At 76.7% G+C, this 25,220-nt stretch carries 25 protein-coding genes; 17 read left to right on the forward strand and 8 right to left on the reverse strand.

Annotation, left to right across the window (positions count from 1 at the left end; genetic code table 11):
* Positions 1–180: 180 nt before the first annotated feature.
* Positions 181–825: a hypothetical protein gene (locus tag GC089_RS17225; RefSeq protein ID WP_155378666.1), complete on the forward strand. Its 645-nt coding sequence runs from the start codon at positions 181–183 to the stop codon at positions 823–825.
* A gap of 404 nt (positions 826–1,229) precedes the next feature.
* A complete protein-coding gene (locus GC089_RS17230; protein WP_155378667.1) occupies positions 1,230–1,706 on the forward strand; it encodes a hypothetical protein in 477 nt (158 codons plus the stop codon).
* Between the two features lie 52 nt (positions 1,707–1,758).
* On the opposite strand, the gene GC089_RS17235 is transcribed toward GC089_RS17230, so the two are convergent.
* Positions 1,759–2,865: a GTP-binding protein gene (locus GC089_RS17235; RefSeq protein WP_155378668.1), complete on the reverse strand. Its 1,107-nt coding sequence runs from the start codon at positions 2,863–2,865 to the stop codon at positions 1,759–1,761.
* A 72-nt stretch (positions 2,866–2,937) separates the two neighbouring features.
* Here GC089_RS17235 and rpmB point away from each other — a divergent pair, with 72 nt between their 5' ends.
* Genes rpmB through rpmF form a run of 6 tightly spaced genes read left to right on the forward strand, consistent with a single transcriptional unit; the run spans position 2,938 to position 4,256 of the window.
* Positions 2,938–3,174 (forward strand): 50S ribosomal protein L28, encoded by a 237-nt coding sequence (gene rpmB, locus GC089_RS17240; RefSeq protein WP_136517483.1) that lies wholly within the window; start codon positions 2,938–2,940, stop codon positions 3,172–3,174.
* Positions 3,174–3,344 carry a 50S ribosomal protein L33 gene (rpmG, locus tag GC089_RS17245; RefSeq protein WP_155378669.1) on the forward strand — a complete coding sequence of 57 codons (171 nt, stop codon included), beginning with the start codon at positions 3,174–3,176 and terminating at the stop codon, positions 3,342–3,344. The genes rpmB and rpmG overlap by 1 nt, the downstream gene beginning before the upstream one ends.
* A 1-nt stretch (position 3,345) precedes the next feature.
* Positions 3,346–3,651 (forward strand): 30S ribosomal protein S14, encoded by a 306-nt coding sequence (rpsN, locus tag GC089_RS17250; RefSeq protein ID WP_155378670.1) that lies wholly within the window; start codon positions 3,346–3,348, stop codon positions 3,649–3,651.
* 37 nt (positions 3,652–3,688) lie between these two features.
* Positions 3,689–3,949: a type B 50S ribosomal protein L31 gene (locus tag GC089_RS17255; protein WP_155378671.1), complete on the forward strand. Its 261-nt coding sequence runs from the start codon at positions 3,689–3,691 to the stop codon at positions 3,947–3,949.
* Positions 3,946–4,068, forward strand: a complete 123-nt coding sequence (ykgO, locus tag GC089_RS17260) for a type B 50S ribosomal protein L36 (protein ID WP_034625243.1) — start codon at positions 3,946–3,948, stop codon at positions 4,066–4,068. The genes GC089_RS17255 and ykgO overlap by 4 nt, the downstream gene beginning before the upstream one ends.
* Complete coding sequence (gene rpmF, locus GC089_RS17265; protein WP_136517487.1) at positions 4,068–4,256, forward strand: 50S ribosomal protein L32; 189 nt, start codon at positions 4,068–4,070, stop codon at positions 4,254–4,256. Before ykgO ends, rpmF begins: the two co-directional genes overlap by 1 nt.
* Positions 4,257–4,346: 90 nt before the next feature.
* Here the strand turns inward: rpmF and GC089_RS17270 are convergent, their stop codons facing one another.
* Positions 4,347–5,279 carry a YibE/F family protein gene (locus GC089_RS17270; RefSeq protein ID WP_230684924.1) on the reverse strand — a complete coding sequence of 311 codons (933 nt, stop codon included), beginning with the start codon at positions 5,277–5,279 and terminating at the stop codon, positions 4,347–4,349.
* Entirely contained in the window at positions 5,186–5,581 is a 396-nt protein-coding gene (locus GC089_RS19495) for a hypothetical protein (protein ID WP_230684925.1), read from the reverse strand. The genes GC089_RS17270 and GC089_RS19495 overlap by 94 nt, the downstream gene beginning before the upstream one ends.
* Before the next feature lie 321 nt (positions 5,582–5,902).
* Here GC089_RS19495 and GC089_RS17275 point away from each other — a divergent pair, with 321 nt between their 5' ends.
* Positions 5,903–8,659, forward strand: coding sequence for a circularly permuted type 2 ATP-grasp protein (locus tag GC089_RS17275; protein WP_155378672.1), 2,757 nt, complete (start codon positions 5,903–5,905; stop codon positions 8,657–8,659).
* A complete protein-coding gene (locus tag GC089_RS17280) occupies positions 8,656–9,609 on the forward strand; it encodes a transglutaminase family protein (protein ID WP_155378673.1) in 954 nt (317 codons plus the stop codon). Before GC089_RS17275 ends, GC089_RS17280 begins: the two co-directional genes overlap by 4 nt.
* A gap of 42 nt (positions 9,610–9,651) precedes the next feature.
* On the opposite strand, the gene GC089_RS17285 is transcribed toward GC089_RS17280, so the two are convergent.
* From GC089_RS17285 to GC089_RS17295, 3 genes are all read right to left on the reverse strand, one after another.
* Positions 9,652–10,554 carry a hypothetical protein gene (locus GC089_RS17285; protein ID WP_155378674.1) on the reverse strand — a complete coding sequence of 301 codons (903 nt, stop codon included), beginning with the start codon at positions 10,552–10,554 and terminating at the stop codon, positions 9,652–9,654.
* Between the two features lie 160 nt (positions 10,555–10,714).
* The gene (locus GC089_RS17290) at positions 10,715–11,272 is read right to left on the reverse strand and encodes a DinB family protein (protein ID WP_155378675.1); all 558 of its coding nucleotides are present in this window, start codon (positions 11,270–11,272) and stop codon (positions 10,715–10,717) included.
* A gap of 289 nt (positions 11,273–11,561) precedes the next feature.
* Positions 11,562–12,836, reverse strand: coding sequence for a helix-turn-helix domain-containing protein (locus GC089_RS17295; RefSeq protein ID WP_155378676.1), 1,275 nt, complete (start codon positions 12,834–12,836; stop codon positions 11,562–11,564).
* A 206-nt stretch (positions 12,837–13,042) separates the two neighbouring features.
* Here GC089_RS17295 and GC089_RS17300 point away from each other — a divergent pair, with 206 nt between their 5' ends.
* The 5 genes from GC089_RS17300 (at position 13,043) to GC089_RS17320 (ending at position 19,057) form a co-directional block, all read left to right on the forward strand.
* Entirely contained in the window at positions 13,043–13,651 is a 609-nt protein-coding gene (locus GC089_RS17300; protein ID WP_155378677.1) for a TetR/AcrR family transcriptional regulator, read from the forward strand.
* Positions 13,652–14,010: 359 nt separating this feature from the next.
* On the forward strand, positions 14,011–15,063 hold the full coding sequence (locus GC089_RS17305) for an RNA methyltransferase (RefSeq protein ID WP_230684926.1): 1,053 nt from the start codon (positions 14,011–14,013) through the stop codon (positions 15,061–15,063).
* 210 nt (positions 15,064–15,273) lie between these two features.
* Positions 15,274–16,347, forward strand: coding sequence for a lytic polysaccharide monooxygenase (locus tag GC089_RS17310; RefSeq protein ID WP_155378678.1), 1,074 nt, complete (start codon positions 15,274–15,276; stop codon positions 16,345–16,347).
* Between the two features lie 179 nt (positions 16,348–16,526).
* A complete protein-coding gene (locus GC089_RS17315) occupies positions 16,527–17,861 on the forward strand; it encodes an FAD-dependent oxidoreductase (protein ID WP_155378679.1) in 1,335 nt (444 codons plus the stop codon).
* A 134-nt stretch (positions 17,862–17,995) separates the two neighbouring features.
* On the forward strand, positions 17,996–19,057 hold the full coding sequence (locus tag GC089_RS17320) for a lytic polysaccharide monooxygenase (RefSeq protein ID WP_230684927.1): 1,062 nt from the start codon (positions 17,996–17,998) through the stop codon (positions 19,055–19,057).
* A 152-nt stretch (positions 19,058–19,209) separates the two neighbouring features.
* Here the strand turns inward: GC089_RS17320 and GC089_RS17325 are convergent, their stop codons facing one another.
* Positions 19,210–20,211: a glycosyltransferase gene (locus tag GC089_RS17325; protein ID WP_196250750.1), complete on the reverse strand. Its 1,002-nt coding sequence runs from the start codon at positions 20,209–20,211 to the stop codon at positions 19,210–19,212.
* Positions 20,212–20,351: 140 nt separating this feature from the next.
* On the opposite strand from GC089_RS17325, the gene GC089_RS17330 reads away from it, so the two are divergent.
* Positions 20,352–22,277 (forward strand): NHL domain-containing thioredoxin family protein, encoded by a 1,926-nt coding sequence (locus tag GC089_RS17330; RefSeq protein WP_155378681.1) that lies wholly within the window; start codon positions 20,352–20,354, stop codon positions 22,275–22,277.
* A gap of 36 nt (positions 22,278–22,313) precedes the next feature.
* On the opposite strand, the gene GC089_RS17335 is transcribed toward GC089_RS17330, so the two are convergent.
* A complete protein-coding gene (locus GC089_RS17335) occupies positions 22,314–23,735 on the reverse strand; it encodes a diguanylate cyclase (RefSeq protein WP_155378682.1) in 1,422 nt (473 codons plus the stop codon).
* A 227-nt stretch (positions 23,736–23,962) separates the two neighbouring features.
* Between GC089_RS17335 and GC089_RS17340 the strand changes: the two genes are divergently transcribed.
* Positions 23,963–25,132, forward strand: coding sequence for a lytic polysaccharide monooxygenase (locus tag GC089_RS17340; protein ID WP_196250751.1), 1,170 nt, complete (start codon positions 23,963–23,965; stop codon positions 25,130–25,132).
* Positions 25,133–25,220: the final 88 nt, after the last annotated feature.

A 25,220-nucleotide genomic window follows, 5' to 3' on the forward strand; every position in this document is an offset into this window, starting at 1 on the left:
GTTTAGGCCTCCACGGGCGTCGCTACGGTCGTCGCCGACGTCGCCCCGGGACGCCCAGCCGGACCGGGTGCCGCGGCGTCGTGCGCACCCGCCGACGCACCGGCCGGTGCCCGCCCCGTGACCGCCGCCGCCGGCCAGCCCGGCGGCGGCGGCGCGCCGTCGTCCAGGAGGCACACCGTCGTGACCACGTCCCGCGCCCACAGCCCGGCAGCGCACCCCGCGACCGGCGCGACGCCCGTCGCGCCGGCCCGACCGGCCGGGCCCGACGACCCCGAGGGCACCGGCACCGGGACGGGCCGTGCCCGGGTGTGGGGCGCGGTCGGCCTCGTCGTGGCCGTGCTCGCCGTCGTCCTCGTCGTGCGGTCCGGGCTGGGCTCGACCGCCGGCACGGCGGCCGCACCCGCCGGTGCGGCCTCTCCCGAGGTGCTCGACGCGGGCCACACGACGTTCGGGACGGCGTTCGCGTACGCGGACGGCCTCGAGGTCGAGGTCGGCGCACCGCAGCCGTTCACGCCGTCGCCCCTCGCGTCCGGCGCGGACCCCGGCCGGACCACCGTCCTCGTCGAGGTCACGGTCACCAACGGGACCGAGAGGACCTACCGCGCCAGCACGCTCGCCGTCACCGCGTCCTCGGGGAGCACGCAGGCACCGCAGGTCGCGGACCCGCAGCACGCGGTCGAGCTATCCGGGCCCGCCTTCGCGGTGCCGCCGGGCGGTGAGGTGTCGTTCCGCCTCGGCTTTGCGGTGGACCGCCCGGACGATCTGCGCCTGACGGTCATCCCGGCCATCTACGGCTACGCACCGCTCGTCGTCGCGGACGTGTGACGAACGTCTCCGGGGGTCCGCAGCAGGGGCGCCATTGTTTCCGGCGCATTTCCCCGACGCATCGCACAGTTGCATTCCGGACCATTCCCCTGCACCTGTTCACCCGATCGTCGGTTGCGCGCTGCGCGGCCGTGATCTGGGGCATCGGGGCCCCGACGGAGCCCCGTGCCGCGGCGTGGACGGGCCGGCCGCCGCCCCGGACGGCGCTGCTACATTCGCGCCGACCGGCGGGGGCCGGAAAAAGGACGGCCTTTTCCCCGGACTGCCCGCGTTCACCGGCGGACACGTTCCGAGGAGATCCCCGTGACCCACCTTCCCGCCGTGCGCACCGCGCGCGCACCCCGCACCGCCCCCTCTCCCCGCGCGCGCCGCGGCCTGCGCGCGCCGCGGCGGCCGCGCTCCTGGTGGCCCTGCTGACCGGCACCGCGGCGTGCACCTCCAGCGCCGAGGCCGGCGAGGCCGCCACCCCGACCGCCGAGGTCACGCAGGCGGGCTCGACCGTCCCGTTCGGGCGCCCCTACCAGTACGGCGACGGCCTGTTCGTCCTCGTGAAGGAGCCGCAGGAGTTCGAGCCGTCCCGCGAGGCGCAGGGCGTCGACGAGGGCGTGCCGGTGCGGGTGCGCGTCCAGGTCACCAACGGCACGCGCCGGTCGTACACGCCCAGCACGCTCGAGGCCACGGCCATGTCGGGGGGTGCGCAGGCCACCCAGGTCGTCGACCTGACGCGCGAGATCGACGCCGCCGGCCCCTACGTGACGCTCGACCCCGGCCAGACCGTGAGCTTCGACCTCGCGTTCGCTGTCGCGGACCCCGACGACGTCACGGTGACGGTCGCGCCCGCGCTCGGCGGGTACGAGCCGCTGGTCGTCACGACCGACTGACGCGGACACGGTGGGCCGCCGGCGCGGCGGCCCACCTCCGCGCACCCCGGGCTCACGCCGAGGTGCGGGCCCCGAGCCAGGGCTCCAGCACGTCGGGGCGGCCGAGCCACGGGGTGAGGCCGGCGCGCATCTCGGCCGCGCTGAGGACGAGGTCCTCGAAGGCGTCGCGCAGGGCGGGCGCCTCGTCCCCCGTGCCGACGACGACGATCCGCGTGTCCGGGCGCCGCCCGCCCCACGGCCCCGCCGCGCCGACGCTCAGCTGACCACCGGCGCCGTCCCACGCGCACAGCGTGTCCGGGCGGCTGGGCACCCAGAACCTCCCGCGGCTGCGCAGCCGCCCGTCGCCCAGCCGGTGCACGCCGTGCAGCAGCCGCTCGGGGTGGAACGGGTGGGGCGTGCGCAGGTCCAGGGACCACACGCCGTGGTCGGTGGGGGCACCGGCGACGGGCGCGGCGTACGCCGGGTCCAGGCGGCGCTCGGCCCGCGCCGGGCGGTGCTCGTGGGCGACGAGGTCCGCGAGACCGGCGCCGTAGCGTCCGTCCTGCCGGCGCCCGTCGGCCGCGCGGACGTGGTCCAGCAGGTCGGAGGCGACGGGGTGGTCGCGCCGGTCCCCCGTGACGAGCACGAGGTCGGCGTGCGCGACCTGCGCGGCGAGCGCCTCGCCGACGGCGCGGCGGTCGTCCTCGGTGAGGGCGTGGCCGCGCTCGACGAGCAGGTCGTCGCCGAGCAGGTCGTCCTCGAACGTGGCGAGGTCGACGGTGGCGACGGCGTCGGCGAGGCGCAGGCGCGCGAGCGGCTCGCCGGGTCGCATCGCCCACCCGAGCGCGCGGACGACGGGCAGCGACTCGGCGCTCACGGGCAGCGCCAGGACGATCGCGTCCCACCGGCCGTCGGCGGCGAGACGCGCGAGCGTCGGCACGGCGTCCTCGCGCACCGCGCAGGACAGGCAGGCGTGCTCGAGCGGCACGGTCTCGTCCTCGACGACCCCGGACGCGTCCGCGACGACGCGGCGCAGGCTCCCGCCGTCCTCGTCGTCGTGGATGTCGTGGCGCAGCGCGACGACGCGCGGGGAGTCGACCAGCAGGCCGAGGACGACGGCGTCGCGCTCGACGGGGTCGATCGAGGACAGGACGACGACGGGCGTGCGGACAGGACCCACGGCGGGCCTCCTCCTGGGTGGCGAGCGGGTGACGTTGACGCGAACGATAATCAATAACTACTGTCGTCGTCCATGAGCCGTCACTGCCAGGTGCTCGGGAAGGTGCCGTCCTTCGGCAACGCCGTCTCGCACTCGCACCGCCGCACGTCCCGTCGCTTCGACCCGAACGTCCAGCGCAAGCGGTACTGGGTGCCCTCGCTCGGTCGGCACGTGCGCCTGCGCGTCTCGACCGACGGCATCAAGGTCATCGACCGCCGGGGCATCGACGCCGTCGTCGCCGAGATCCTGCGCCGCGGGGAGAAGCTCTGATGGCCGGGAAGCGGGCCGACCTGCGGCCGGTCGTCAAGCTCCGGTCCACCGCGGGCACCGGGTTCACCTACGTGACGCGCAAGAACCGCCGGAACACCCCCGACCGCCTCGTGCTGAGCAAGTACGACCCGGTCGTGCGCCGGCACGTCGACTTCCGCGAGGAGCGCTGAGGTGGCCAAGAAGAGCAAGATCGCCCGCGACGCGCAGCGCCGCGAGGTCGTCGCCCGGTACGCCGCCCGTCGCGCCGAGCTGCGGGCCGCGTCGGTGAACCCGCACCTGACGGAGGACCAGCGCCGGGCCGCCCGCGCCGAGCTGCACCGCCAGCCGCGCGACGCCTCCCCCGTCCGCCTGCGCAACCGCGACCTCGCCGACGGCCGCCCGCGCGGCCACCTCCGCACGTTCGGCCTGTCCCGCGTGCGCTTCCGCCAGATGGCGCTGCGCGGCGAGCTGCCCGGCGTCACCAAGTCGAGCTGGTGACGGCGCCCGCCGTCGCCCCGAGCCCCAGGAGCCACCCGTGAAGAAGGGCATCCACCCCGACTACCGGCCCGTCGTGTTCCGCGACAAGTCGGCCGACTTCGCGTTCCTCACGCGGTCGACCGCCACGTCGTCGACGACCGTCGAGTGGGAGGACGGGAACACGTACCCCGTCATCGACGTCGAGATCTCGAGCGCGAGCCACCCGTTCTGGACCGGCAGCGCGCGCGTCATGGACACCGCCGGCCGCGTCGAGAAGTTCCAGCGCCGCTACGGCCGTGGGACGGGGGGCACGCGATGAAGGTCCGCGCGTCGCTCGCGTCGCTGAAGAAGAAGGACGGGTCCATCGTCGTGCGCCGCCGCGGCAAGACCTACGTGATCAACAAGCGCAACCCGCGGTGGAAGGCGAGGCAGGGCTGATGGCGGTCCCCAAGCGGAGGACGTCCCGCTCGCGCACGCGCTCACGCCGGGCGCAGTGGGTCGCGACGCCGGTCGACCTGGTGCCGCTCACGGTCGACGGCCGCACGGTCGCCGTCCCGCGCCGCCTGGTGGGCGCGGTCCGCCGAGGCCTCGTCGACGTCACGACCCTGCCGGACCACCCCCGCTGACGAGCCCCCCACCCCGCGACCCCGTGGTCGTGCACGGATCCGACGCCGGACCGCTGCACGACCACGGGGTCGTCCTGCGGGAGGGGTGAGTCAGCGGGCGGTGGGGGCTGCGGCGGGGACCGCGTCGGGCGGGGTCGCGGTCGCGCCTCGGGCGGCGAGGCGGACGAGGAGGGCCGCCAGGGCCGTCGTCGCGGGGATGGCGAGGACGAGGCCGATGGAGCCGACGAGCGTGCGCACGACCTCCTCGGCGATCTCCCCCGCCGTGAGCAGCTCCAGGAACGACCGGTCCGCCAGGCTCACCAGCAGCACCATCGGCAGGGCCGCGCCGACGTAGGCGAAGACGATCGTGTAGACGGTCGACGCGATGTGGTCGCGGCCGATCCGCATCCCCTGCCCGAACAGGTCGCGCGCCGACGCGGTCGGACGCGCCGCGTGCAGCTCCCACACCGCGGACGCCTGGGTGATCGTGACGTCGTTGAGGACGCCGAGCCCCGCGAGCACCATCCCGCACACCAGCACCGCGCGCAGCCGCACCTCGGGCGCGGACGCCAGCAGGTCGAGCGCGTACTCCCCCGACAGCCCGGTCAGGTGCGCGGCCCCGCCGGCCCACGCCGCGATGGCGCAGGTCGCGGCCAGCCCGACGAGCGTGCCGAGCAGCGCCGTCGACGTGCGCACCGACACCCCGTGCGCCAGGTACAGCACCGCGAACATGATGACGACGCTGGTGACGAGCGCGACGGGCACCGCCGGCCGGCCCTGCAGCAGCGCGGGCAGCGTGAAGAACGCGACCACGCCGAGCCCCACGACGACGCCCGCGAGCGCCGCGAGCCCACGCCAGCGCGCGACGAGCACCACGAGCACCGCGAAGACCCCGGCGAGCAGCGCGATGGGCGGTCCGCGCACGAAGTCGACGAAGACGTACGACGTCGTCATGACGTCGGGGTCGCCGAGCGGGTCCAGCGCCGTCTCCGGCACCTCCATCCGCGCGACCCGCAGCGTGTCGCCGGCGGCGAGCTCGGGCACGTACTCGGGGGCACGTGCGCGTCGACCTCCTCGCCGTCGGCGAGCCGGATCGTCGCCTGGTCCATGCCCGTCGCGTCGGGGTGGACCTCCACGACGTCCGCGCGCACGTAGGTCACGCCCGGGCCGGCGGTGTCGATGCGCGGCGGGGCGGCGTCCGGGTCGGGCCACAGCCACCACGCGCCTGCGAGCGCGGCGGCGAGGGACGCGAGCAGGAGGACCGTGAGCAGCACGCGGGCGCGCGGGACGGCGGCGGCCGTCGCGGCGGACGAGCCGGCGGACGAGGTCGGGGCGTGGACGTGCACGCTCCAGCATGAGCCGCACCCCCACCCGCCGAGCACGGGACGCGCCGTGACCCCCGCACCAGCCCCCACAGCCCCTCACCCCAGCCCCCCTCCCCACCCCAGCCCCCCTCCTCCCCCGCCGAGTTCGGCAGTTCCACGTCGACTTCGCGACCCAGAGGTCGCTGACTCGGCACAGAACTGCCGAACTCGGCGTGGAGGGGCGGGTGGGGGGCGAGAAGGGGGTGGGGGTGGGGGTGGTCGGGGCGGGGCGCGGATCGGGCGGATCGGGCGGGGCGGCGGGTGGGGGCGACGGTCCCGGTGCGCGTGCGTCAGACTGCCCGCGTGACCGACCTGCTCTCGTCGCCGCGCCTGGTGGGCGACGGACCGGCGGTCGCGCACGCCCCGGACTGGACGTGGCTGCCCGACCCGGTCGACGCACCGAGCGCGGACGACCTCGCGCGGGCCGGCCGCGAGGCCGAGCAGATCCTCGCGGAGCGCGGCGTCACCTACGGTGCCGACCTGCCCGGCGGGCAGGGGCGGTGGCGTCTCGACCCCCTGCCCGTGGTCGTCGACGAGACCGAGTGGGCCGCCCTCGACGCGGCGCTGGTGCAGCGCGCCGAGCTGCTCGACGCCGTCCTGCACGACCTGTACGGACCGCGCCGCCTGCTCGACGACCGTCTGCTCCCCCCGACCGCGGTGCTCGCCCACCCCGGGTTCCTGCGCGCGGTCGACGGCCTGCGCACGCCCGGCGGGCGTGAGCTCGTGCTCACCGCGACCGACCTCGTCCGGGACGCGTCCGGCGGCTGGTGCGCCGTCGCCGACCGCACGCAGGCACCGTCCGGTGCGGGGTACGCCATGGAGGACCGCCGCGTCACCGCGCAGGTGCTCGCCGGCGTGTACCGGCAGGCGCCGATCGCGCGCCTCGGGCCGTTCTTCCACGCGCTGCGACGCGCGCTGCGGGACGTCGCGCCGCGCACGGCGTCCGACGACCCCCGCATCGTCCTGCTCTCTCCCGGCCCGGGCAGCGAGACCGCGTTCGACCAGGCGTACCTCGCGTCCATGCTGGGGCTCCCCCTCGTCGAGGGACGCGACCTGCTCGTGCGCGAGGGGCGCGTCCACCTCGAGGGCATCGACGGGCTCGAGCCGGTCGACGTCATCCTGCGCCGCGTCGACGCCGACTGGTGCGACCCCCTCGACCTGCGCGCCGGGTCGCGCCTGGGCGTGCCGGGCCTCGTGCGGGCGGTGCGCGGCGGGTCCGTCAGCGTCGTCAACCCGCTCGGTGCGTCCGTGCTGGAGAGTCCCGCGCTCCTGGCGTACCTGCCGCGCCTGGCGCGCGCCGTGCTGGACCAGGACCTCGCGCTGCCGTCGGCACCGACGTGGTGGTGCGGTGAGGAGCCCGCCCTGCGGCACGTCCTCGCGTACCTCGACCGGCTCGTCGTGAAGCCCACCGCGCAGGGGTCGGACGTGACGACCGTGCTCGGCTGGTCGCTCTCGGCGGCGGAGCGGGACGCACTGGCCGCCCGGATCCGGGCGGAGCCGTGGGCGTGGGTCGGCCAGGAGCCGGTCGGCCCGACCGTGGGCCCGCACGGGGGCGTCGGGTCGGACCGTCCCGGCGCGGCGGGCGTCGGACCGGCCGACCTCGGCCCGCGCGCCGCCGTGCTGCGCGCGTACGCGGTCGCGCACGCCGGCACGTACACCGTCATGGCGGGTGGGCTGGCCCGCGTGGCCGACGCACCCGTCGTCTCGTCGTCGCGGGGCGCGACGGCCAAGGACGTCTGGGTGCTCGCGAGCCAGCCGACGGCGCCGCCGGACGTGGCGGTCCGCGAGGACGCCGTCGCCGCGGTCGGCCGCGCCGTGGGCGCCGGCATCTCGCCGCGCAGCGCGGAGAACCTGTACTGGGTGGGCCGCTACGCCGAGCGGGCCGAGGGCGGGGTGCGCGTGCTGCGCGCGGTCGCGGACCGGTGGGACGACTACCACCGGACGCCGGGGTCGGCGGGAGGACGCGCGCTCGCGGTGCTGCTGCAGGCGCTCACGCCCGCGGCGCTGCCGGACGCCGCCGGGACGGCCGGCGCCGCCGGGCACCCGGACGTCGCCGACGACGAGCGCATCGGGGCAGGCGTCCCGGCGCTGCGCGACCTGCTCGTCGACCGCGCGACGCCGGGCAGCGTCGCGGGGGCCGTGCACCGGCTCGCGGGCGCCGCGGCCGCCGTGCGGGACCAGCTCTCGACCGACACGTTCGAGCCGATCGCCCGCATCGAGCGGGCGCTGCGCGACGAGCGGGGCCGCTCCCGCCCGCGCCCCGCGGACGCGCTCGGCCTGGTCCCGGAGCAGACCACGGCACCGACCGCGGACCAGGCCACGGACCACGCCACGGGCCGGGTCACGGGCCGGGTCACGGACCACGCCACGGAGCAGGCCCAGGACCGGGCCGCGCAGCAGGCCGCCGCCGTCACGGCCGGCCTGCGCCCGACGCTCGACCGCGTGCTGACCGACCTGCTCGCGCTGTCCGGCGTGGCGGCCGAGGGCCTGACGCGCGACGTCGGCTGGTACCTGCTCGACGCGGGCCGGCGCATCGAGCGGGCGCAGAACCTCGTCGACATGCTCGCCGCCACGCTCGTCGTGCGCCGCTCGGCCGACGTCGAGGACCTCCTGCTGGAGTCGGTGCTGCTCGCCAACGAGTCGGGCATCACGTACCGCCGGCGGCACCAGGGCGCACCGGGCGTCGCCAGCGTCCTGGACCTGCTGGTGCACGACCGCACGAACCCCCGCTCGCTCGCGTTCCAGCTCGACCGCCTCCTCGAGGACCTCGAGGCCGTGCCCGCGCCGTGGCGGTCGGCCGGGCAGCGCGACCACCTGCTGCACGGCGTCGCGGAGCTCGTCGCCGAGCTCGACACGGTGGTCGTGGGTCAGGTCGTGTCGGACGACGGCCGCCGGGTCCGGCTCGCGGAGGCGCTCGAGTCGATGCTGTGGCGGCTGCGGGCCGCGTCCGACGAGATCGAGCGCGTGCACTTCGTGCGGCCGGCCGCGAGCCGCGCCCTCGTCGACCTGTGGGGTGCGACGAACCTGCACGAGCACGACGACGCGGGAGGACGGGCGTGACGACGACCGACGACGCCGCCCGCCCGGCGGGCCGCGCCTACGACCTCGTGCACCGCACGACGTACGAGTACCCCGCGCCGGTCACGGACTCCTACGGGCGCACCACCATGACGCCGCGCGACCTGCCCGACCAGCGCCTGGTCACCACGTCGCTGACCGTGGACCCCGTGCCGGCGGACACCCAGACGCACGTCGACTGGTTCGGCAGCACGACGACGTACTTCGGTGTCACCGCGCCGCACACGCGGCTCGTGGTCACGTCCCGCTCGACGCTCGAGGTCAGCCGCGTGGCGCCCGCACGCGCGGACCTGCCCGACGTGCGCTGGCGCGGCGTGGCGCGGGCGGTCGCGGCGGGCGACCTCGGCACGCTGCACACCGACGCGTCCGGCCTGGTCGCGCTGCGCGAGGCGGTCCTGCCGTCGGTGCACGTGACGTTCGTCGACGAGATGCGTGCGTGGGCGGCGCCGTCGTTCGCCGAGGACCGGCCCCTCGCCGACGTCGTCCTGGACCTCCTGCACCGCGTCCGCACGGAGCTGACCTACCGCTCCGGCTCCACGACCGTGCACACGACGCAGGCGCAGCTGCTGGCCCAGGGCACGGGCGTCTGCCAGGACTTCGCGCACCTCGTCATCGCGGCGCTGCGCCTGCACGGCGTCCCCGCGCGGTACGCGTCCGGGTACATCGAGACGCGGCCGCGGCCGGGCCGGGCCAAGCTGCGGGGCGCCGACGCGTCGCACGCCTGGGTGTCCGTGTGGCTGCCCGGGCACGGCTGGCTGGAGGCCGACCCGACGAACGACCAGCTCGTCGACGACCGGTACGTCGTGCTGGGCTGGGGGCGGGACTACCACGACGTCCCGCCGCTGCGCGGGGTCATCTTCACCGAGGGCGGCGGGGCGTCGCCGCGCGTCGAGGTCGACCTGGTGCCGGCGGGCTCCGACCCCTTCCTCTGACGACGGGGCCGCACGTCCGCCCGGCTCCCGCGACCGCCCGGCTCAGCGCAGGGCCGCGCCCGCCCGCTCGTCCAGCTCCGCGCGCCCCACGACGAACCCGCCCGCGTCGACGACCGTCCCGCCCGCGGCCCGCCACAGCGTGCCGACGACGCGTGCGACGGCCGGGGCCACCCGCGTGCGCGCGACCACGTGCTGCTGCGACGGGGGCTCCGCCTGGAGCTGCAGCGGGTCCGGTGGCTCCCAGGTCACGTGGTACCCCCACGGTCCGTGCTCCCGCCAGTCCAGCCCCGAGAGCACCAGCGGCACCTGCGCGGCGCGCGCGAGGCGCACCACGACCGCGCCGTCGTACGGGAACGTCGCCGTCAGGGTGAAGCCGGGGGCGCCGTCCGCGGGGACCGACGCGGGACCGAGGCGGCTGCCCGACAGCGCGGGCCGCACGAGGGGCACGACGTCCTGCGCGGCGACCGGCACGGCCGACCACAGCGTCAGGTCGAGCGCCGCCGCGGGGTCCGGCACGACGACGGACGCGCGGTCGGCCGGCAGGATGCCGCCGCCCGTGCGGCGCGCCGCGGCGGTCGCCCACCCCGCGAGCAGCCCGGCGGGGACCTGCGCCTCCGCCGGCGTGCGCACCGGCAGGCCGTAGAGGTCCGCGTCCCGGGCGGGCAGGCCCAGCGCCCGCGCCGTCGCCGCGTCGCACGGGTGCGGGCCCACGAGCACGACCCCGGGCGCGACGGCGAGCGCGCCGACCACGGGTGCCGCCTCGACGGCGATGCCGCGGAAGCGCGCGCCGGTGGGGCGTGCGGCCGGCTGCGCGAGCCCCGGCTCACGCTCCCAGCGGGCGTCGGCGAACCACGCGCGCGCGAGGCCGACGACGTCCGTGCCGGCGGGCAGCGCGAGCACGTGCAGCCCGTCGAGCGCGGGCGGGACCGGGGCCGGCGGCGTCATGCGCGGACGCTAGCGGGCGATCGTCACGCCGGTGTTTCCCCGCACGGCCGATCGGGCGACGCGCCGACGACGCGCCGGTCGCGCGTCCGCCGGCGTCCGCGCAGCGGTCGGTGGCGGGCGGCCCGGATCGGTCGGTCGCGGGCCGGTCGGCCGCGGGTCGTCAGGCCCGGACGTCGTGCAGGTGGTGGACGACGTCGTGCAGGAAGTACTGCCCGAGCGTGCGCACCGTGAACCGCGACCCGTTGCTGCGCCGACCCGGGCGGTCCCACTGCCCGTCCGTCACGGCCTCGAAGCGTGCCGCCGTGACGTCCGCCGCGGCCGCGAGCTCGCCGGCGACGACCTGCGGGTCCTGCAGGTCGTAGCGGTCCTCTCGCGCGGTGGCGTCCTGGTCCCAGTTGGCGAACAGCGGGTCGTCCTCGTCCAGCATGAGCTGCACGCGCTCGCCGAAGATGCGCATGACGTCCCGCACGTGCGCGCCGTACTCCAGCGTCGACCACGTCGTGGGCTCGGGGCGCTCGCGCGCGTCGTCACGGTGCAGCGCGGAGACCCAGCGCGGCACGAGGTCGCGGACCGTGCCGGCGACGGCCTCCGGCGGGACGTCCGACGCGGCGAAGCCGCACTCGGGGCAGCGCTGCTCGACGACCCAGGTCCAGTCCTTGTCGTCGGGCGCGATCGCGGGCGGCTCGGGGGTCTGGGCGGCTGGCGCGGGCGTGTCCACGCCGTCACGGTAGCGGCAGGGGCCGCGGCGTCGGCAGAGGTGCCGGGCCGTCGGCGGTCGTCGACGACGACGCCCGCCGGGCCGGGGAAAGAGGGTCGGGCGACGCGCCCCCTCCCGCGCGCCGCCCGACCGGGCACCGGTGCCCCGGAACCCCCTCAGGTCCGGTGCGGTGGTGCCACTGCGCGGAACGCTAGCCAGCGGACCGTTGCACGACCGTTGCACGGCGTATGCACCCGTCTGTGCGTTTTCGCGCAACCGCTTCGCCCGCTCGCGGGGACGCGACGTGCGGTCAGCGCAGCGTGCGGTCGAGCTGCGCGAGGCGGGTGTGCGCGCGCAGGTGGGCCGCGGACCCGATGGGGGCGATGCGGGCGAGCGTCTGCCACGCCTCCCAGTCGTCGGCGCCCTCGTCGCCGCCCGTCCATCGGGCGACGAGGTCGACGTCCCGGGACGCGAGCGTGGACGCCCGCAGCCAGCCGACCAGCGCGTCCCGCACGCGCTGCACGCCCGGCGCGCTCGAGCGCGGCAGCACCGGTCCGGGGTAGGCCGCGAGCGCGCCGGACACGTCCCCGACGGCGAGCGCGTCGCGCACGTGGTCGACGTCGGTCTGCAGCGGCGACGTGAGGCGGTAGGGGCGCGACTCCGACAGCAGCGGGCCGACCAGGCGGCGCAGGCGGGAGATCTCGGCGCGGACGGTGACCTCGGACAGCTCGGCCTCGGAGAGGAGCACCGTGAGCTCGTCGCCCGTGAGGCCGCCGGGGTGCTCGGCGAGCAGCAGGAGGATCTCGGCGTGGCGGCACGTGAGGCGGCGCCGGCCCTGGGGCGTGTGCAGCGTGCCGCCGTGCGTCCCGAGCACCTCGAGGCGGGTCACGGGCGGCTGCGGCACGGTGGAGGCGATGGTCGCCTCGACGGCGGCGACCGTGGCCCGCACGAGCGCGAGCGCCATCCACGACGCGGTCTCCTCGCGGCCCGTCACGTCGAGCACGCCGACGAGCCGGCCGGACGGGTCCCGCACGGGTGCGGCCGCGCAGTTCCACGGGTGCACCACGCGCGCCCAGTGCTCGGTGCTCAGCACCTGCAGCGGCCGGCGGGTCTGCAGCGCCGTGCCGATGCCGTTGGTGCCGACGGCGTCCTCGCGCCACGCGGCGCCCTCGACGAGACCGACCTGGTCGAGGGGACGGCGCAGGTCGCGGTCGCCGTCCACCCACAGGATCCGGCCCGTCTCGTCGGCGAACGTGGCGACCCAGCCGGACGCCGGCTCCACGAGCAGGCGGCGCACCACCGGCACCGCACCCGAGATCGGGTGCGCCGCGCGCAGGCGGTGCAGCTCGGGGTCGGACAGGTCGACGGGCGGGTTCGGCAGCTCCGGGTCCACGCCGACCCGCCGGCTGCGGCGCCACGACTCCGCGACGACCGGCCGCACGCCGTGCCCCGGTTCGCCCCCGGCCAGCACGAAGCGCTCGTGCGCCTCGCGGACACGCCCCACCATGCCGGGGCCGAAGCCGCGCGGGGCGGGTTCGGAGGCCCGGTCGGCGCCGCCGGTGGCGACCCGGACGTGTCGGCTCATGGGTGACTTCCGTGCTGGTGCGGGCCCGGCGTCGACCGCCACGGGGGTGGACGGCGGCCGAGGGACGACGGCGGGCGGGGACGGTGCGTGTGTCGCCCTCGCATCGTACGCGAATGCGACAGCCCGGACGTGAGGGACATCACACCAACGGACGCACGACCACCGGCGTGGCGGCTTTTCCTGACACGATGTGCGAGACTGTCAGCATGCCCAAGATCATCGGCGCGTCGCTGCACGAGCACCGCGAGCAGACCCGGCTGCGGCTGTTCGCCGCGCTGTCGACGCTCATGGCCGAGCGCGGGTTCGACGGCATCACGCTCGCCGACATCGCCGCCGCCGCGGGCGTGGGACGCACCGCCGTCTACAACCACTTCCCCGACAAGGAGGCGCTCCTGCTCGGGTTCATCACGCACGAGACCGAGCAGTACGCCGTCACGCTGCAGTCGTCCCTGGACGACATCGAGGACCCGGTGGAGCAGCTGCGCGCCTACGTCCGCGCGCAGGCGTCGCTGACCCGGGTCTACCACGTGGCCCCCGGGCCCGAGCTGCGGTCCGTCCTCTCCCGCGGCGCCCAGCAGCGGGTGCGCGAGCACGTCGTGGTGGTCGAGCAGATCCTGCGGCGCATCCTCGAGGCCGGCATCGCCTCCGGCGCGTTCCCCGAGCAGGACCTCGCGACCACCGTGCCCCTCGTGAACGCGTGCCTCACGGGCCGCAACCTGCCGGACGTCGACGGCCCCGAGCGCGACCACGCCGTCGCCCAGACCGAGGCCTTCGTCCTGCGCGCGGTGGGCGCAGGCGTGCCGGTGCCGGCCTGAGCGCCGGGCAGGGCGGCCGCCGCCCCCGCCCGGGGCAGGGTGGCCGTCCCGAGCGCGGCGGTCGACCGGGCCAGGGCGGACGACCGGGCCAGGGCGGACGACCGGGCCAGGGCGGGCCGTCCGATCAGGGTGGACGGTCCGAGCGCGGCGGCCGGCCCGAGCAGGGTGGACGGTCCGAGCGCGGCCGCCGGTCCGAGCAGGCCGGGCGGTCGGAACGCGGCGGCCGACCCCAGCGCGGCGGCCGGTCCGCGGGTGACGCCCGCCCCGCCCGCTCCCCGCGCGCGACGACGACGCGCTCCGTCCACCGTGCGCCCGTCCCCGCGGCCGTCGAGCTGACCTTCCTGCCCGGCCTGCGCGACGTGCTCGCCGCGGAGGTCGGCGAGGCGCTGCCCGGCGCCCGCGGGCTGCGCGACGTGCCGGGGCGTGACGACGCGCTCGAGCTGCGCCTGCCCGGCGCGCTCGCCCCCGTCGCCCGGCTGCGCACCGCGGTGGCCGCGTGGGTCGTCGTGCACCTCGACGTGCCGCGCCCCCGCTCGATCACGAGCCCGGAGCACCTCCAGCGGGTCGTCGACGCCGTGTACGCGTCCCTGCGGGTGGCCGGCTCGTCGACCTTCCGGTTCGAGGCGGCCGGCAGCGACTCCGCGGCGTTCCGCAGGCTCGGGGAGCTGCTGCACGAGGCCACGGGGCTGCGGCACGAGCCGGAGCACGGCGACCTCGTGCTGCGGGTGCGCCGCGGCCCCCGGACCGGCGAGGCGCCCGACGTGGACCCCGGGTGGGACGTGCTCGTGCGGGTCGGCCCCCGGCCGCTCTCCGCGCGCACGTGGCGCGTCGCCGACTTCCCCGGGGCCGCGAACGCCACGATCGCCGCGGCGATGGCCCGGCTCGCGGGGGTGCACGACGACGACCGCGTGCTCAACCTCATGTGCGGGTCCGGCACGCTGCTGGCCGAGCGGCTCCTGGCCGGTCCGGCCGCGGCCGCGCTGGGCGTGGACCTCGCCGAGCCGGCGCTCGACGCCGCGCGCGCGAACCTCGAGGCGGCGGGGCTGCTGGGGCGGGCGTCGCGCACGTCGCTCGTGCGCGGCGACGCCACCGACGCGGACGCGGTCGGTGCCGCGGTGGCCGCGCACCTCGCGGTGGGCGACCGGCCCGCGGCCGCCGACGTCGTCCTGGCCGACCCGCCGTGGGGGACGCTGCACGGCTCGCACGCGGCGAGCCCCGCGCTGCACGCCGACCTGCTGCGGGTGGCGCACGCCGTGTCGGCGCCCGGCGCCCGGCTGGTGGTGCTCACGCACGAGGTGAAGGTCATGGAGCGGGTCGTGCGCGACGCGGCGGACCTGTGGCGGCCGGTGTCCGTCACGCGCGTCTTCGCGAAGGGGCACCACCCGCGCGTGCACGTGCTGCGGCGGGTCTGAGGCTCGAGCGCGCGCGACCGCGGCGTCGCGCCGTCACCCCACGTCACGCCCGTCGAACCGCTTGCGCACGAAACGCTTCAGGGCCTTCCCGCCCGCCCGGCCGCACCGGGACCGTGGGGGCCCGACGCGCCCGCAGCCGACGGGTCGGCACCGTCGCCGCACCCGGCCTCCCGGCGCCGCCCCGCGCGTCCCGACCGACGGGAGACCCGCATGCACCGCAGGAACCGGCTGCGCACGCTCGCGCTCGCCGTGCCGCTGGCCGTCGCCGCGACGACCGTGGTCGCCGCCGCCCCGGCGGCGGCGCACGGCTCGGTGACGGACCCGCCCACCCGCAACTACCGCTGCTGGGACGTGTGGGGCGGCCGCTTCCAGGACCCCGCCATGCAGACGCAGGACCCGATGTGCTGGCAGGCCTGGCAGGCGGACACCAACGCGATGTGGAACTGGAACGGCCTCTACCACGAGGGCATCGGCGGCCGGCACGAGGAGCTCATCCCGGACGGGCAGCTGTGCTCGGGCGGCCGCACCGAGGGCGGCCGCTACGACGCGATGGACGTCCCGGGCCCGTGGGTCGCGACCACCGTGCCGCAGCGCTTCACGCTCACGCTCACCGACCAGGCGAAGCACGGCGCGGACTACCTGCGCGTGTACGTGACGAAGCCGGGCTTCGACCCCACCCGCGAGGCGCCCGCGTGGGACGACATGCAGCTGCTGAAGGTCACGGGCCGCTACGCGCCCGCCGGCGAGTACCGCACGGACGTCGACCTCACCGGTCGGTCGGGACGCGCGATCCTCTACACGATCTGGCAGGCCAGCCACAGCGACCAGCCCTACTACCTGTGCAGCGACATCAGCGTGGGCGGTCCGGCGCCCACCCCGACCGTCACGCCGACGCCGACCCCGACGCCGACGGCCACGCCGACCCGCACGCCGACCCCCACGCCGACGCCGACTCCCACGCCGACCGTCACCCCGACCGCCACGCCCACCCCCACCCCGACGCCCGGCACGGGCGCGTGCACCGCGGCCGTGCGCGTCGTGAACTCGTGGCCGGGCGGCTGGCAGGGCGAGCTGACCGTCACCGCGGGCGCGTCCGGCACGACCGGGTGGCGGGCCACCGTCGCCGGCGCCACCGTCACGCAGGCGTGGAACGCGTCGGCGTCGGGCGGCGCGCTGACGAACGCGGCGTGGAACGGCACGCTCGCCCCAGGGGCCTCGACGACGGCGGGCTTCCTCGCGTCGGGCTCCGCGGGCACACCGACGGCGACGTGCACGGGGGCGTGACCCCGGCCTGACCGCGTCCGCCGGTGCGAGGTCGCGGGTCGTGCGCCAGGTCGCGGGTCCGGCACCCGTGACGGGCCGGGACCCGCGACCTCGCACCGGCGTGGCGGCCGCGCCCCTCGCGCCGCGCACGGTGGCGCGGCAGGCTGGCCCCCAGGGGTCCGGCGACGGGAGGCGGCGCGATGACGTCCAGCGACGACACGAGCAGGACCACGTGCGTCGTGGTCGGCGCGGGGCCCGCCGGGCTGGTCCTCGGCCTGCTCCTCGCGCGCGCCGGCGTGCACGTGACCGTGCTCGAGAAGCACGCCGACTTCCTGCGCGACTTCCGTGGCGACACGGTGCACCCGACGACGCTGGCGATGCTCGACGACCTCGGCCTGGGCGAGCGGTTCGCCGCGCTGCCGCACTCGCGCGTGGCGCGCGTGACCGTGCCGACGGGCAGCGGCGAGGCCGTCCTCGCCGACTTCGACCGGCTGCCGCTGCGGCACCCGTACGTCGCGATGGTCCCGCAGTGGGACCTGCTCACCCTGCTCGCGGAGGCCGCCGCGCAGGAGCCGACCTTCGACCTGCGGGTGCGCCACGAGGTGACGGGTGTGCTGCGCGAGGGCGACCGTGTGACCGGTGTCGAGCTGCGCACGCCCGACGGCCCGCGACGGCTGCGCGCGGACCTCGTCGTCGCGTGCGACGGCCGCTGGTCCGTGGTGCGCCGGTCGGTCGGGCTGCCCGCGCGGCGCCACCGGGTCGGCTTCGACGTGTGGTGGGTGCGCGTGCCGACCCGCCGCGACGTGGGCGAGTCGCTGCTGCCGCGCCTGACGCGCGGGCGCGCGGCCGTGGCGATCCCGCGCGAGGGGTACCTGCAGCTCGCGTACCTCGGCCCCAAGGGCACCGACGCCGCGCTGCGGGCCCGCGGCCTCGACGCGTTCCGCGCCGAGGTGGCCGCGCTCGTGCCCGAGGTCACGGACGACGTCGGCGCGATCGCCTCGATGGACGACGTCAAGCACCTGGACGTGCGGATGGACGTGCTGCGCCGGTGGCACGCGCCGGGTGTGCTGTGCATCGGGGACGCGGCGCACGCGATGTCCCCGGCCGGCGGGGTCGGCATCAACCTCGCGGTGCAGGACGCGGTGGCGGCGGCGCGGCTGCTCGCGGGCCCGCTGCGCCGCGGCACGCTGCGCGGTCCGGCCGGCGACCGCGTGCTCGCCCGGGTGCGGCGTCGGCGGCTGCTGCCCACCGTCGTGGTGCAGGCCGTGCAGCGGGCCGTGCACGCGCGGCTGCTGGTGCCCGCGGTCGAGGGCCGGGCGAGCGGGCCGCCGCCGTGGCTGCTCGCGCTCGTGCGGCGCGTGCCGGTGCTGACGGCGCTGCCGGCCCTGGCGATCGGGGTGGGGCCGCGTCCGGAGCGCGTGCCGCTGTGGGCGCGCCGTCCCCCCGTCGACACCGCGCCCCCTGCCCGTCCGGCGGGCCGAGGTCCGCGACACGCCGCTCCCCCGGGCACCGACTCGACGGTCGCGCGCTCCTGAAACGGTTCGACCCCTCCCGCACGCGGGATCGCTCCCGCACGGTAATGCGGACCCCCGGACGTCCGCCGCGGCTTCGACATCGATGTCGAATCGTCACGACGGGCCCCGATCCCCCTGCGGACAGGAGAACCTGCATGTCCACCCGTGTGCGTGACCGGCTGCGCCGGATCGCCCTCGCCCTGCCCGCCGCCATGCTGGCGGCCGGCCTCGGCATGACCCTCGCCGCCACCCCTGCCGCCGCCCACGGCTCCGTGACCGACCCGCCCAGCCGCAACTACGGCTGCTGGGAGCGCTGGGGCGACGACCACCTGAACCCCGCCATGGCCACCCAGGACCCGATGTGCTGGCAGGCGTTCCAGGCCAACCCGAACACGATGTGGAACTGGAACGGCCTCTTCCGTGAGGGCGTCGGCGGCCGGCACGAGCAGGTCATCCCGAACGGCCAGCTCTGCTCCGGCGGCCGGACGCAGAACGGCCTGTACGCGTCGCTCGACACCCCGGGCGCGTGGACGATGAAGACCGTCCCGACCAGCTTCCAGCTGACGCTGACCGACGGCGCCAAGCACGGTGCCGACTACATGCGCATCTACGTCTCCAAGCCGGGCTTCGACCCGACCCGCGAGGCGCTCGGCTGGGACGACATCACCCTGGTCAAGGAGACCGGCCGCTACGGCACCACGGGCCTGTACCAGACCGACGTGAACCTCGCGGGCCGCTCGGGCCGCGCGGTGCTCTTCACGATCTGGCAGGCCAGCCACCTCGACCAGCCGTACTACATCTGCTCGGACATCAACATCGGCGGCACCGCGCCGACGCAGCAGCCGACGCAGCAGCCCACCCAGCAGCCCACCCAGCAGCCCACCCAGCAGCCCACCCAGCAGCCGACCCAGCAGCCCACCCAGCAGCCCACGCAGCAGCCCACGGGCGCCTGCACGGCCACGGTCTCGGTGACCAACTCGTGGGGCGGCGGCTACCAGGCCGACGTCCGGGTGACGGCCGGCACGTCCGGTGTCCGCGGCTGGAAGGTGACGGTCAACGGCGCCACCATCACGCAGTCGTGGAACGCGACGGCGTCCGGGAACGTCCTGAGCAACGTCGGCTGGAACGGCACGCTGGCGGCGAACGCGTCGACGAGCTTCGGCTTCATCGGCTCGGGCTCGCCGTCCGGCCTGACGGCCACCTGCTCGGCGGCGTGACCCTGACGGCCTGACCGTCCGGCGGCACGAGCCGGACGCCAGGTCACGCACCACCCGGGGCCCGGGTGCAGCACCTCTCCGCTGCACCCGGGCCCCGTCGCGTGCGCGTCCCGCCGCCCGTCGCGTGCGCGTCCCGCCGCGGCGGCGGGCGCTCAGCCGATGGGCTGCAGCAGGTCGAGCAGCACGTCCTTGCGCCCGCGGGCGAGCCGGTCGTAGGCGCCGCCCGACGCGGTGCGCAGCACGTGCGGCGCACGCAGCAGCCGGTTGCGCGGGTACCGCGAGCGCACCCGCTCGTGCCGCAGGTTGTCGACCGCGAGCTCGTAGGCCCAGTCCTGCACGTGCGGGCGGATGGCGTCGAGGCCGGCGACCAGCGCCTCGGCCCGTGCCAGCAGCCGCGCGTTGCGCTCACCGCCCGGCTCGCGCAGCATCCGCAGCTTCTCCCCCACGCCGCGCCGGCGCACGCCCCCGGAGGTGTTCGTCGGGTGCGTGCGGTAGCGCAGCCCGGGGCGCTCGTCGAGCGCCACGCCACCGGTCGCGGCCGCGAGCAGCGCCAGCCAGGCGTCGGTGCGGAAGCCGTGCGGGACGGGCGGGACCAGGTCGAGCAGGTCCCGGCGCAGCGCGGCGGTGGCGCCGTGCGCGAGGAACCGCCGCACGAGCACCCGGAACCCCTCGCCCGCCCGGTACTGCGCGAGCTCGTCCGCGGTCACGCCCTCCGTGCGCAGCATCGACGTCGAGACCGTCGCGCCGTCGCTGTCGACGATCTCCGCCTCGCAGTGCACGAGCAGCAGCTCCGGGCGGGCCGCGAACATCTCGACGGCGTGGGCGAACCGGTCCGGCAGGCACACGTCGTCGTGGTCGCACACCACGACGACGTCCCCGGTGCACGCCGCGTACGTCCGCGCCATGTTGGCGTCGAGCGGCGTCGGCTGCGACGGCAGGATCGTCCACTCGACGGGCAGGCCCGCGGCCCGCGTGCGCTCGACGTACGCGCGGACCAGCTCCTGCGACCCGTCCGTCGACCCCGCGTCCGCCACGACGACCTGGTCGGGCAGGCGGGTCTGGGCGAGGATCGAGTCGATCTGGTCGCCGAGGTAGCGGACCGCGTTCGTGGACGTGACGGCCGCGGAGACCGTGAGCGCGCGCGGATCGGCCATGACCGACGTCCTCCCCCGGGGTCGTGCGGACGCCGCGGGTCGTGACCTGCGCCGCAGCGCCGTCACCGTACCGGACATATCGGGCGACCGGCAGTGGTCCCGGCACCCGGCAGGGGGTGAACCGGTGGGAGACTACGGGCGTGACCGAGACGACCACCCGCCTGCCCCGCGTCCGCGCGTCCGAGCTCGTCGGGCGCGGCTGGCTCAACACCGGCGGCGAGACCGTGACGCTGGCCGACCTGCGCGGCAAGGTCGTCGTCCTCGACTTCTGGACGTTCTGCTGCATCAACTGCCTGCACGTGCTCGACGAGCTGCGCGAGATCGAGGAGCGGCACCGCGACGTGCTCGTCATCGTCGGCGTGCACTCGCCGAAGTTCGTGCACGAGGCCGACCCGGTGGCGCTCGCGGCGGCCGTCGAGCGGTACGAGGTGCACCACCCGGTGCTCGACGACCCCGAGCTCGTGACGTGGCAGGCGTACACCGCGCGCGCGTGGCCGACGCTCGTCGTGATCGACCCCGAGGGCTACGTCGTCGCGCAGATGGCCGGCGAGGGGCACGCGCACGCCGTCGAGGCGCTCGTCGAGGAGCTCGTCGCGGAGCACGAGGCGAAGGGCACGCTGCACCGCGGGTCCGGCCCGTACGTGCCGCCGCAGCCGCAGCCCTCGACGCTGCGGTTCCCCGCCAAGGCCGTCGAGCTGCCGGGCGGGAACCTCCTCGTGGCCGACGCCGGGCACCACGCGCTCACCGAGCTCGCCGCGGACGGCGAGACGCTCGTGCGGCGCATCGGGTCCGGCGAGCGCGGGCTCGTGGACGGCGGCCCGGACGAGGCGCGGTTCAGCGAGCCGAACGGGCTGTGCCTCGTGCCGGAGGACCTGCGCGAGCGGCTCGGGTACGACGTGCTCGTCGCGGACACCGTCAACCACGCGCTGCGCGGGGTGCGGCTGACGGACGGGCACGTGACGACGGTCGCGGGCACGGGCCAGCAGTACATGGTCGGCGCGGTCGACAACGTCCTCCCGCCCGAGGACGGGGCGACGGCGGACCCGGCCGAGCCGCAGTCCGGCGACCGCTTCGCGGCGACCCGCGTCAAGCTGTCGTCCCCGTGGGACGTGGCGTGGTCGCCCGAGCTGCGGGCGTTCGTGGTCGCGATGGCCGGGAACCACACGCTGTGGTCGTTCGACCCCGAGCTCGCGGTCGTCGCGCGCATGGCGGGCACGATGAACGAGGGCCTCGTCGACGGGCACCCCGACGAGGCGTGGTTCGCCCAGCCCTCCGGCCTGTCCCGCGGTGCCGACGGCAGGCTCTGGCTGGCCGACGCGGAGACGTCGGCAGTGCGGTGGTTCGACCCGCAGGACGGGTTCGTGCACAGCGCCGCCGGGACGGGCCTGTTCGACTTCGGCCACCGCGACGGCTCGGCCGACCAGGCGCTCTTCCAGCACCCGCTGGGTGTGGCCGCCCTGCCGGACGGCTCGGTGCTCGTCGCCGACACCTACAACGGCGCGCTGCGCCGCTGGACGCCCGGCGCCGACGGCGGCGGCCCCGGTGAGGTCAGCACGCTCGCGACCGGCCTCGCCGAGCCGAGCGGCCTGGTGCTGCCGGCCGACGGCGGGCACGTGCTGGTCGTCGAGTCGGCCGCGCACCGCCTGACGCGCGTCCCGCTGCCCGCGGGTGCCGCCGGCGAGCAGGTCGACGGCGGCGCGCACCGCACGCAGCGCCCGGTGACGGAGGTGCCCGGCGGCGCGCTCACGCTCGAGGTCGTGTTCACGCCGGCGCCCGGGCAGAAGCTCGACACGCGGTGGGGCCCGTCGACGTCGCTGCGCGTCTCGTCGACCCCGCCGGGGCTGCTGCTCGACGGCGCGGGCGACGACGTGGACCTGACGCGCACGCTGCGCATCGACCCGGCCGTCGGCGAGGGCGTCCTGCACGTCACCGCCCGCGCGGCGAGCTGCGACGCGGACGAGTCGATCGAGCACCCGGCCTGCCACCTGGCGGCGCAGGACTGGGGCGTGCCGGTGCGCGTCGTCGACGGCGCGCCGGACGTGCTCACGCTGCCGCTGCTGGGCTGACGCGCGCAGGCCGGCCCGAGGACGGGCCGGCCTGCGTCAGTGCGCGTCGCCGACGGCGATCGCCATGAGCACCGACAGCGCGGTGCGGACCTGCGGGCCCGCCGACGCGGCGCTCGACGCGGCGATCTCGACGACCCACTCGCCGCGCTCGACGGTCAGGGACTGCGTCTCGCCCGCGTCGGCGGGGCTGCCGCCGCGCGCGACCGTCGCGGGCTCCCCCTCGCCGGCGCGGCGCAGCACCGCCCACTCGTCGCCGCCGAGCGTCTCGGTCGCGGCACCGGCGAGCGCGAGCAGCCGCGGCACGACGCCCGGCTGGGCGGCGCCGATGGCGACGGCCCCGGTGGCGACCAGGCGCTCCACGGCGACGGTCGGGTCGGCGACCGCCGGCAGCGTGCGGGCGCGGGCGCGGGCACGGCGGCGCTTCGCCTGGTACTGGGCCTGGTCGGCACGGCGGAACAGCGAGCGGGCGCCGACCGCGCCCATGACGGCCGTGGAGGCGATGCCGTAGGAGATCGCGGCGCCGTGCGGCAGCGGGAACTTCGCGACGGTCGCCGCCATGGTCTCGGTGACGGCGGCGCGCGGCTGCCCGACCGTCACGAGGCAGAACTCGTCGCCGCCGATGCGGGCGGCGGTCGTGCCCGGCAGGGCGTCGGACGCCCGTCGCAGCACGTCGGCGACGGCGCGCAGCAGGTCGTCGCCCGCGTCGTGGCCCAGCTCGTCGTTGACCCGCTTGAGGCCGTCGACGTCGCACATGACGATGCAGACCTCGCGGCCCGAGGCGAGCGCGGCGTCGGCGGCCTGGTCGGCGACGCGCCGGTTGGCGAGCCCCGTCAGCGGGTCGTCGGCGATCATGTGCCGGACCTGGTGCTCGAGGTCGACGCGGGCGATCGCGCCGGCCGTGAGCGCGGCGAGCACCTCCGCGGTCGCCACGTCGTCGACGTCGAAGCGCGGCGCCTCGACGGAGCGCACGACCGTGATCTGCCCCCACACCGAGTCGTTGACGACGATCGGCGAGCTGAGGGCGGAGGCCGCCCCGAGCTCGCGCAGCGCCTCGACCTCGACCCGGTCGCCCGCGGACTCGTCGCCGGGCAGGACCGAGCGGCCGCGCTCGTCGAAGGCGTGCGCGACCCAGCTCGCGCGGTCGCGGATCAGGCCGCGCAGCGCGGGCCTGTCCTCCGCGCGGTACGTCGCGGCGACGAACGCGAGGGAGCGCGGGTCCTCCGGAGGCGGCTCGACCCGCACGATGCGGCACGTGTCCTGGGAGATGCGGCACAGCGCCGCGGTGTCCGCCGCGAGCACGTCGAGGGCGATCGTCGCCGCCGCCTCCAGCACCGAGTCGACGTCCCGGCACGCGTCGAAGCGGTGCGCGGCGACCGCCAGCCCGCGCACGCCACCGAGGTCCGCAGCCGAGAGCCCGCCCCGGTGCGCACCCTTGGCAGTCGTGCCCCGACGCGTCACCGGGACATCATCGACCCTCCGGGCACCGGACGCCGAGACCGACCCGTGAGAGGTCGGTGAGATCACCCTCGTGCGCGAACGCGGGACGCTCCTGCAGCGGGAAACGTTTCGGAGGCTTGTCGGCCACGGGTGCGCTCATGAGCCTGTCGGCACACGTCTCCCCCGTCCGGAGGCCGTGGCCCACCCCCGACCGCGGCGACGACGCCGCCCCTGCGAGAGGGACACCCATGACCACCCGACACCGCCTCGCCCGCCGAGCCCTGGCCGGGCTCGCGGCGACGACCGTGCTGGCGGGGGCGCTCGTCGCCCTGCCGACGGCCGCCCAGGCCCACGGCGGCCTGACCTACCCCGCCACCCGGACGTACCAGTGCTACGTCGACGGCCTCGCCGGCGGCCAGGCCGCCGGGCAGGCGGGCAACATGCTGCCGACGAACCCGGCGTGCAAGAACGCCCTCGCGTCGAACAGCTACGGCTTCTACAACTGGTTCGGCAACCTGCTCGGCACCATCGACGGCCGGCACGAGACGATCCCCGACGGCAAGCTCTGCGGCCCGGACTCGCGCTTCGACGCGTTCAACACGCCGAGCTCGTCGTGGCCGACCACGCGCGTGCAGCCGGGCCAGCGGATCACGTTCCAGTACGCGGCGACCGTGCCGCACCCGGGCTGGTGGACGCAGTACATCACCAAGGACGGCTGGAACCAGGACGAGCCGATCGGCTGGGACGACCTCGAGCCCGTGCCGTTCGACCGCGTCCTGAACCCCCCGCTGCGCAACGGCGGCCCCACCGGCCCCGAGTACGCCTGGGACGCGACCCTGCCGAACAAGTCCGGCAAGCACGTGATCTTCTCGATCTGGGAGCGCACCGACAGCCCCGAGTCGTTCTACAACTGCTCGGACGTGGACTTCGGCGGCGGCGGCAGCACGCCGAACCCGACGCCGACGGCGACGCGGACGCCCACGCCGACCCCGACGGCGACGCGCACCCCCACGCCGACCCCCACGCCCACGCGCACCGCCACCCCGACGCCCACGCCCACGCCCACGCCCACGCCCACCGCGACCCCGACCGTCCCGGCCGACGCCCGCTGCGAGGTCGAGATCGACGTCACCAACGCGTGGCAGGGCGGGTTCCAGGGCGACGTCACGGTGTTCAACGCGACGATGGAGCCGGTCAACGGGTGGGAGCTCACGTGGCGCTTCACGAACGGCGAGAAGGTCACGCAGTCGTGGAGCTCGACCGCGACGCAGACCGGTGACACGGTGACGGTGCGGAACGCCGCCTGGAACGCGACGATCGGGCACCACAACGCGGTGTCGTTCGGGTTCATCGGCTCCGGCACGCCGAAGGCGGCCACGGCGGTGACGCTGAACGGCTCGCCCTGCATCGTCCGCTGACGACACCGGCACGGCCCGCCGGACGACGCCCGGCACCCACGACCAGGGGTGCCGGGCGTCGTCGTGCGCGCACGGGTCGCCGCCCGCG

Source organism: Cellulomonas sp. JZ18 (assembly GCF_009720485.1).
Classification (GTDB): Bacteria; Actinomycetota; Actinomycetes; order Actinomycetales; family Cellulomonadaceae; genus Cellulomonas.

Coding starts and splice junctions, on each gene's coding strand:
- rpmB (WP_136517483.1), top strand. CDS start 2,938: ATGAGCCGTCACTGCCAGGTGCTCGGGAAGGTGCCGTCCTTCGGCAAC.
- rpmG (WP_155378669.1), top strand. CDS start 3,174: ATGGCCGGGAAGCGGGCCGACCTGCGGCCGGTCGTCAAGCTCCGGTCC.
- ykgO (WP_034625243.1), top strand. CDS start 3,946: ATGAAGGTCCGCGCGTCGCTCGCGTCGCTGAAGAAGAAGGACGGGTCC.
- rpmF (WP_136517487.1), top strand. CDS start 4,068: ATGGCGGTCCCCAAGCGGAGGACGTCCCGCTCGCGCACGCGCTCACGC.
- GC089_RS17285 (WP_155378674.1), bottom strand. CDS start 10,554: ATGACGCCGCCGGCCCCGGTCCCGCCCGCGCTCGACGGGCTGCACGTG.
- GC089_RS17295 (WP_155378676.1), bottom strand. CDS start 12,836: ATGAGCCGACACGTCCGGGTCGCCACCGGCGGCGCCGACCGGGCCTCC.
- GC089_RS17300 (WP_155378677.1), top strand. CDS start 13,043: ATGCCCAAGATCATCGGCGCGTCGCTGCACGAGCACCGCGAGCAGACC.
- GC089_RS17310 (WP_155378678.1), top strand. CDS start 15,274: ATGCACCGCAGGAACCGGCTGCGCACGCTCGCGCTCGCCGTGCCGCTG.
- GC089_RS17315 (WP_155378679.1), top strand. CDS start 16,527: ATGACGTCCAGCGACGACACGAGCAGGACCACGTGCGTCGTGGTCGGC.
- GC089_RS17320 (WP_230684927.1), top strand. CDS start 17,996: ATGTCCACCCGTGTGCGTGACCGGCTGCGCCGGATCGCCCTCGCCCTG.
- GC089_RS17325 (WP_196250750.1), bottom strand. CDS start 20,211: ATGGCCGATCCGCGCGCGCTCACGGTCTCCGCGGCCGTCACGTCCACG.
- GC089_RS17340 (WP_196250751.1), top strand. CDS start 23,963: ATGACCACCCGACACCGCCTCGCCCGCCGAGCCCTGGCCGGGCTCGCG.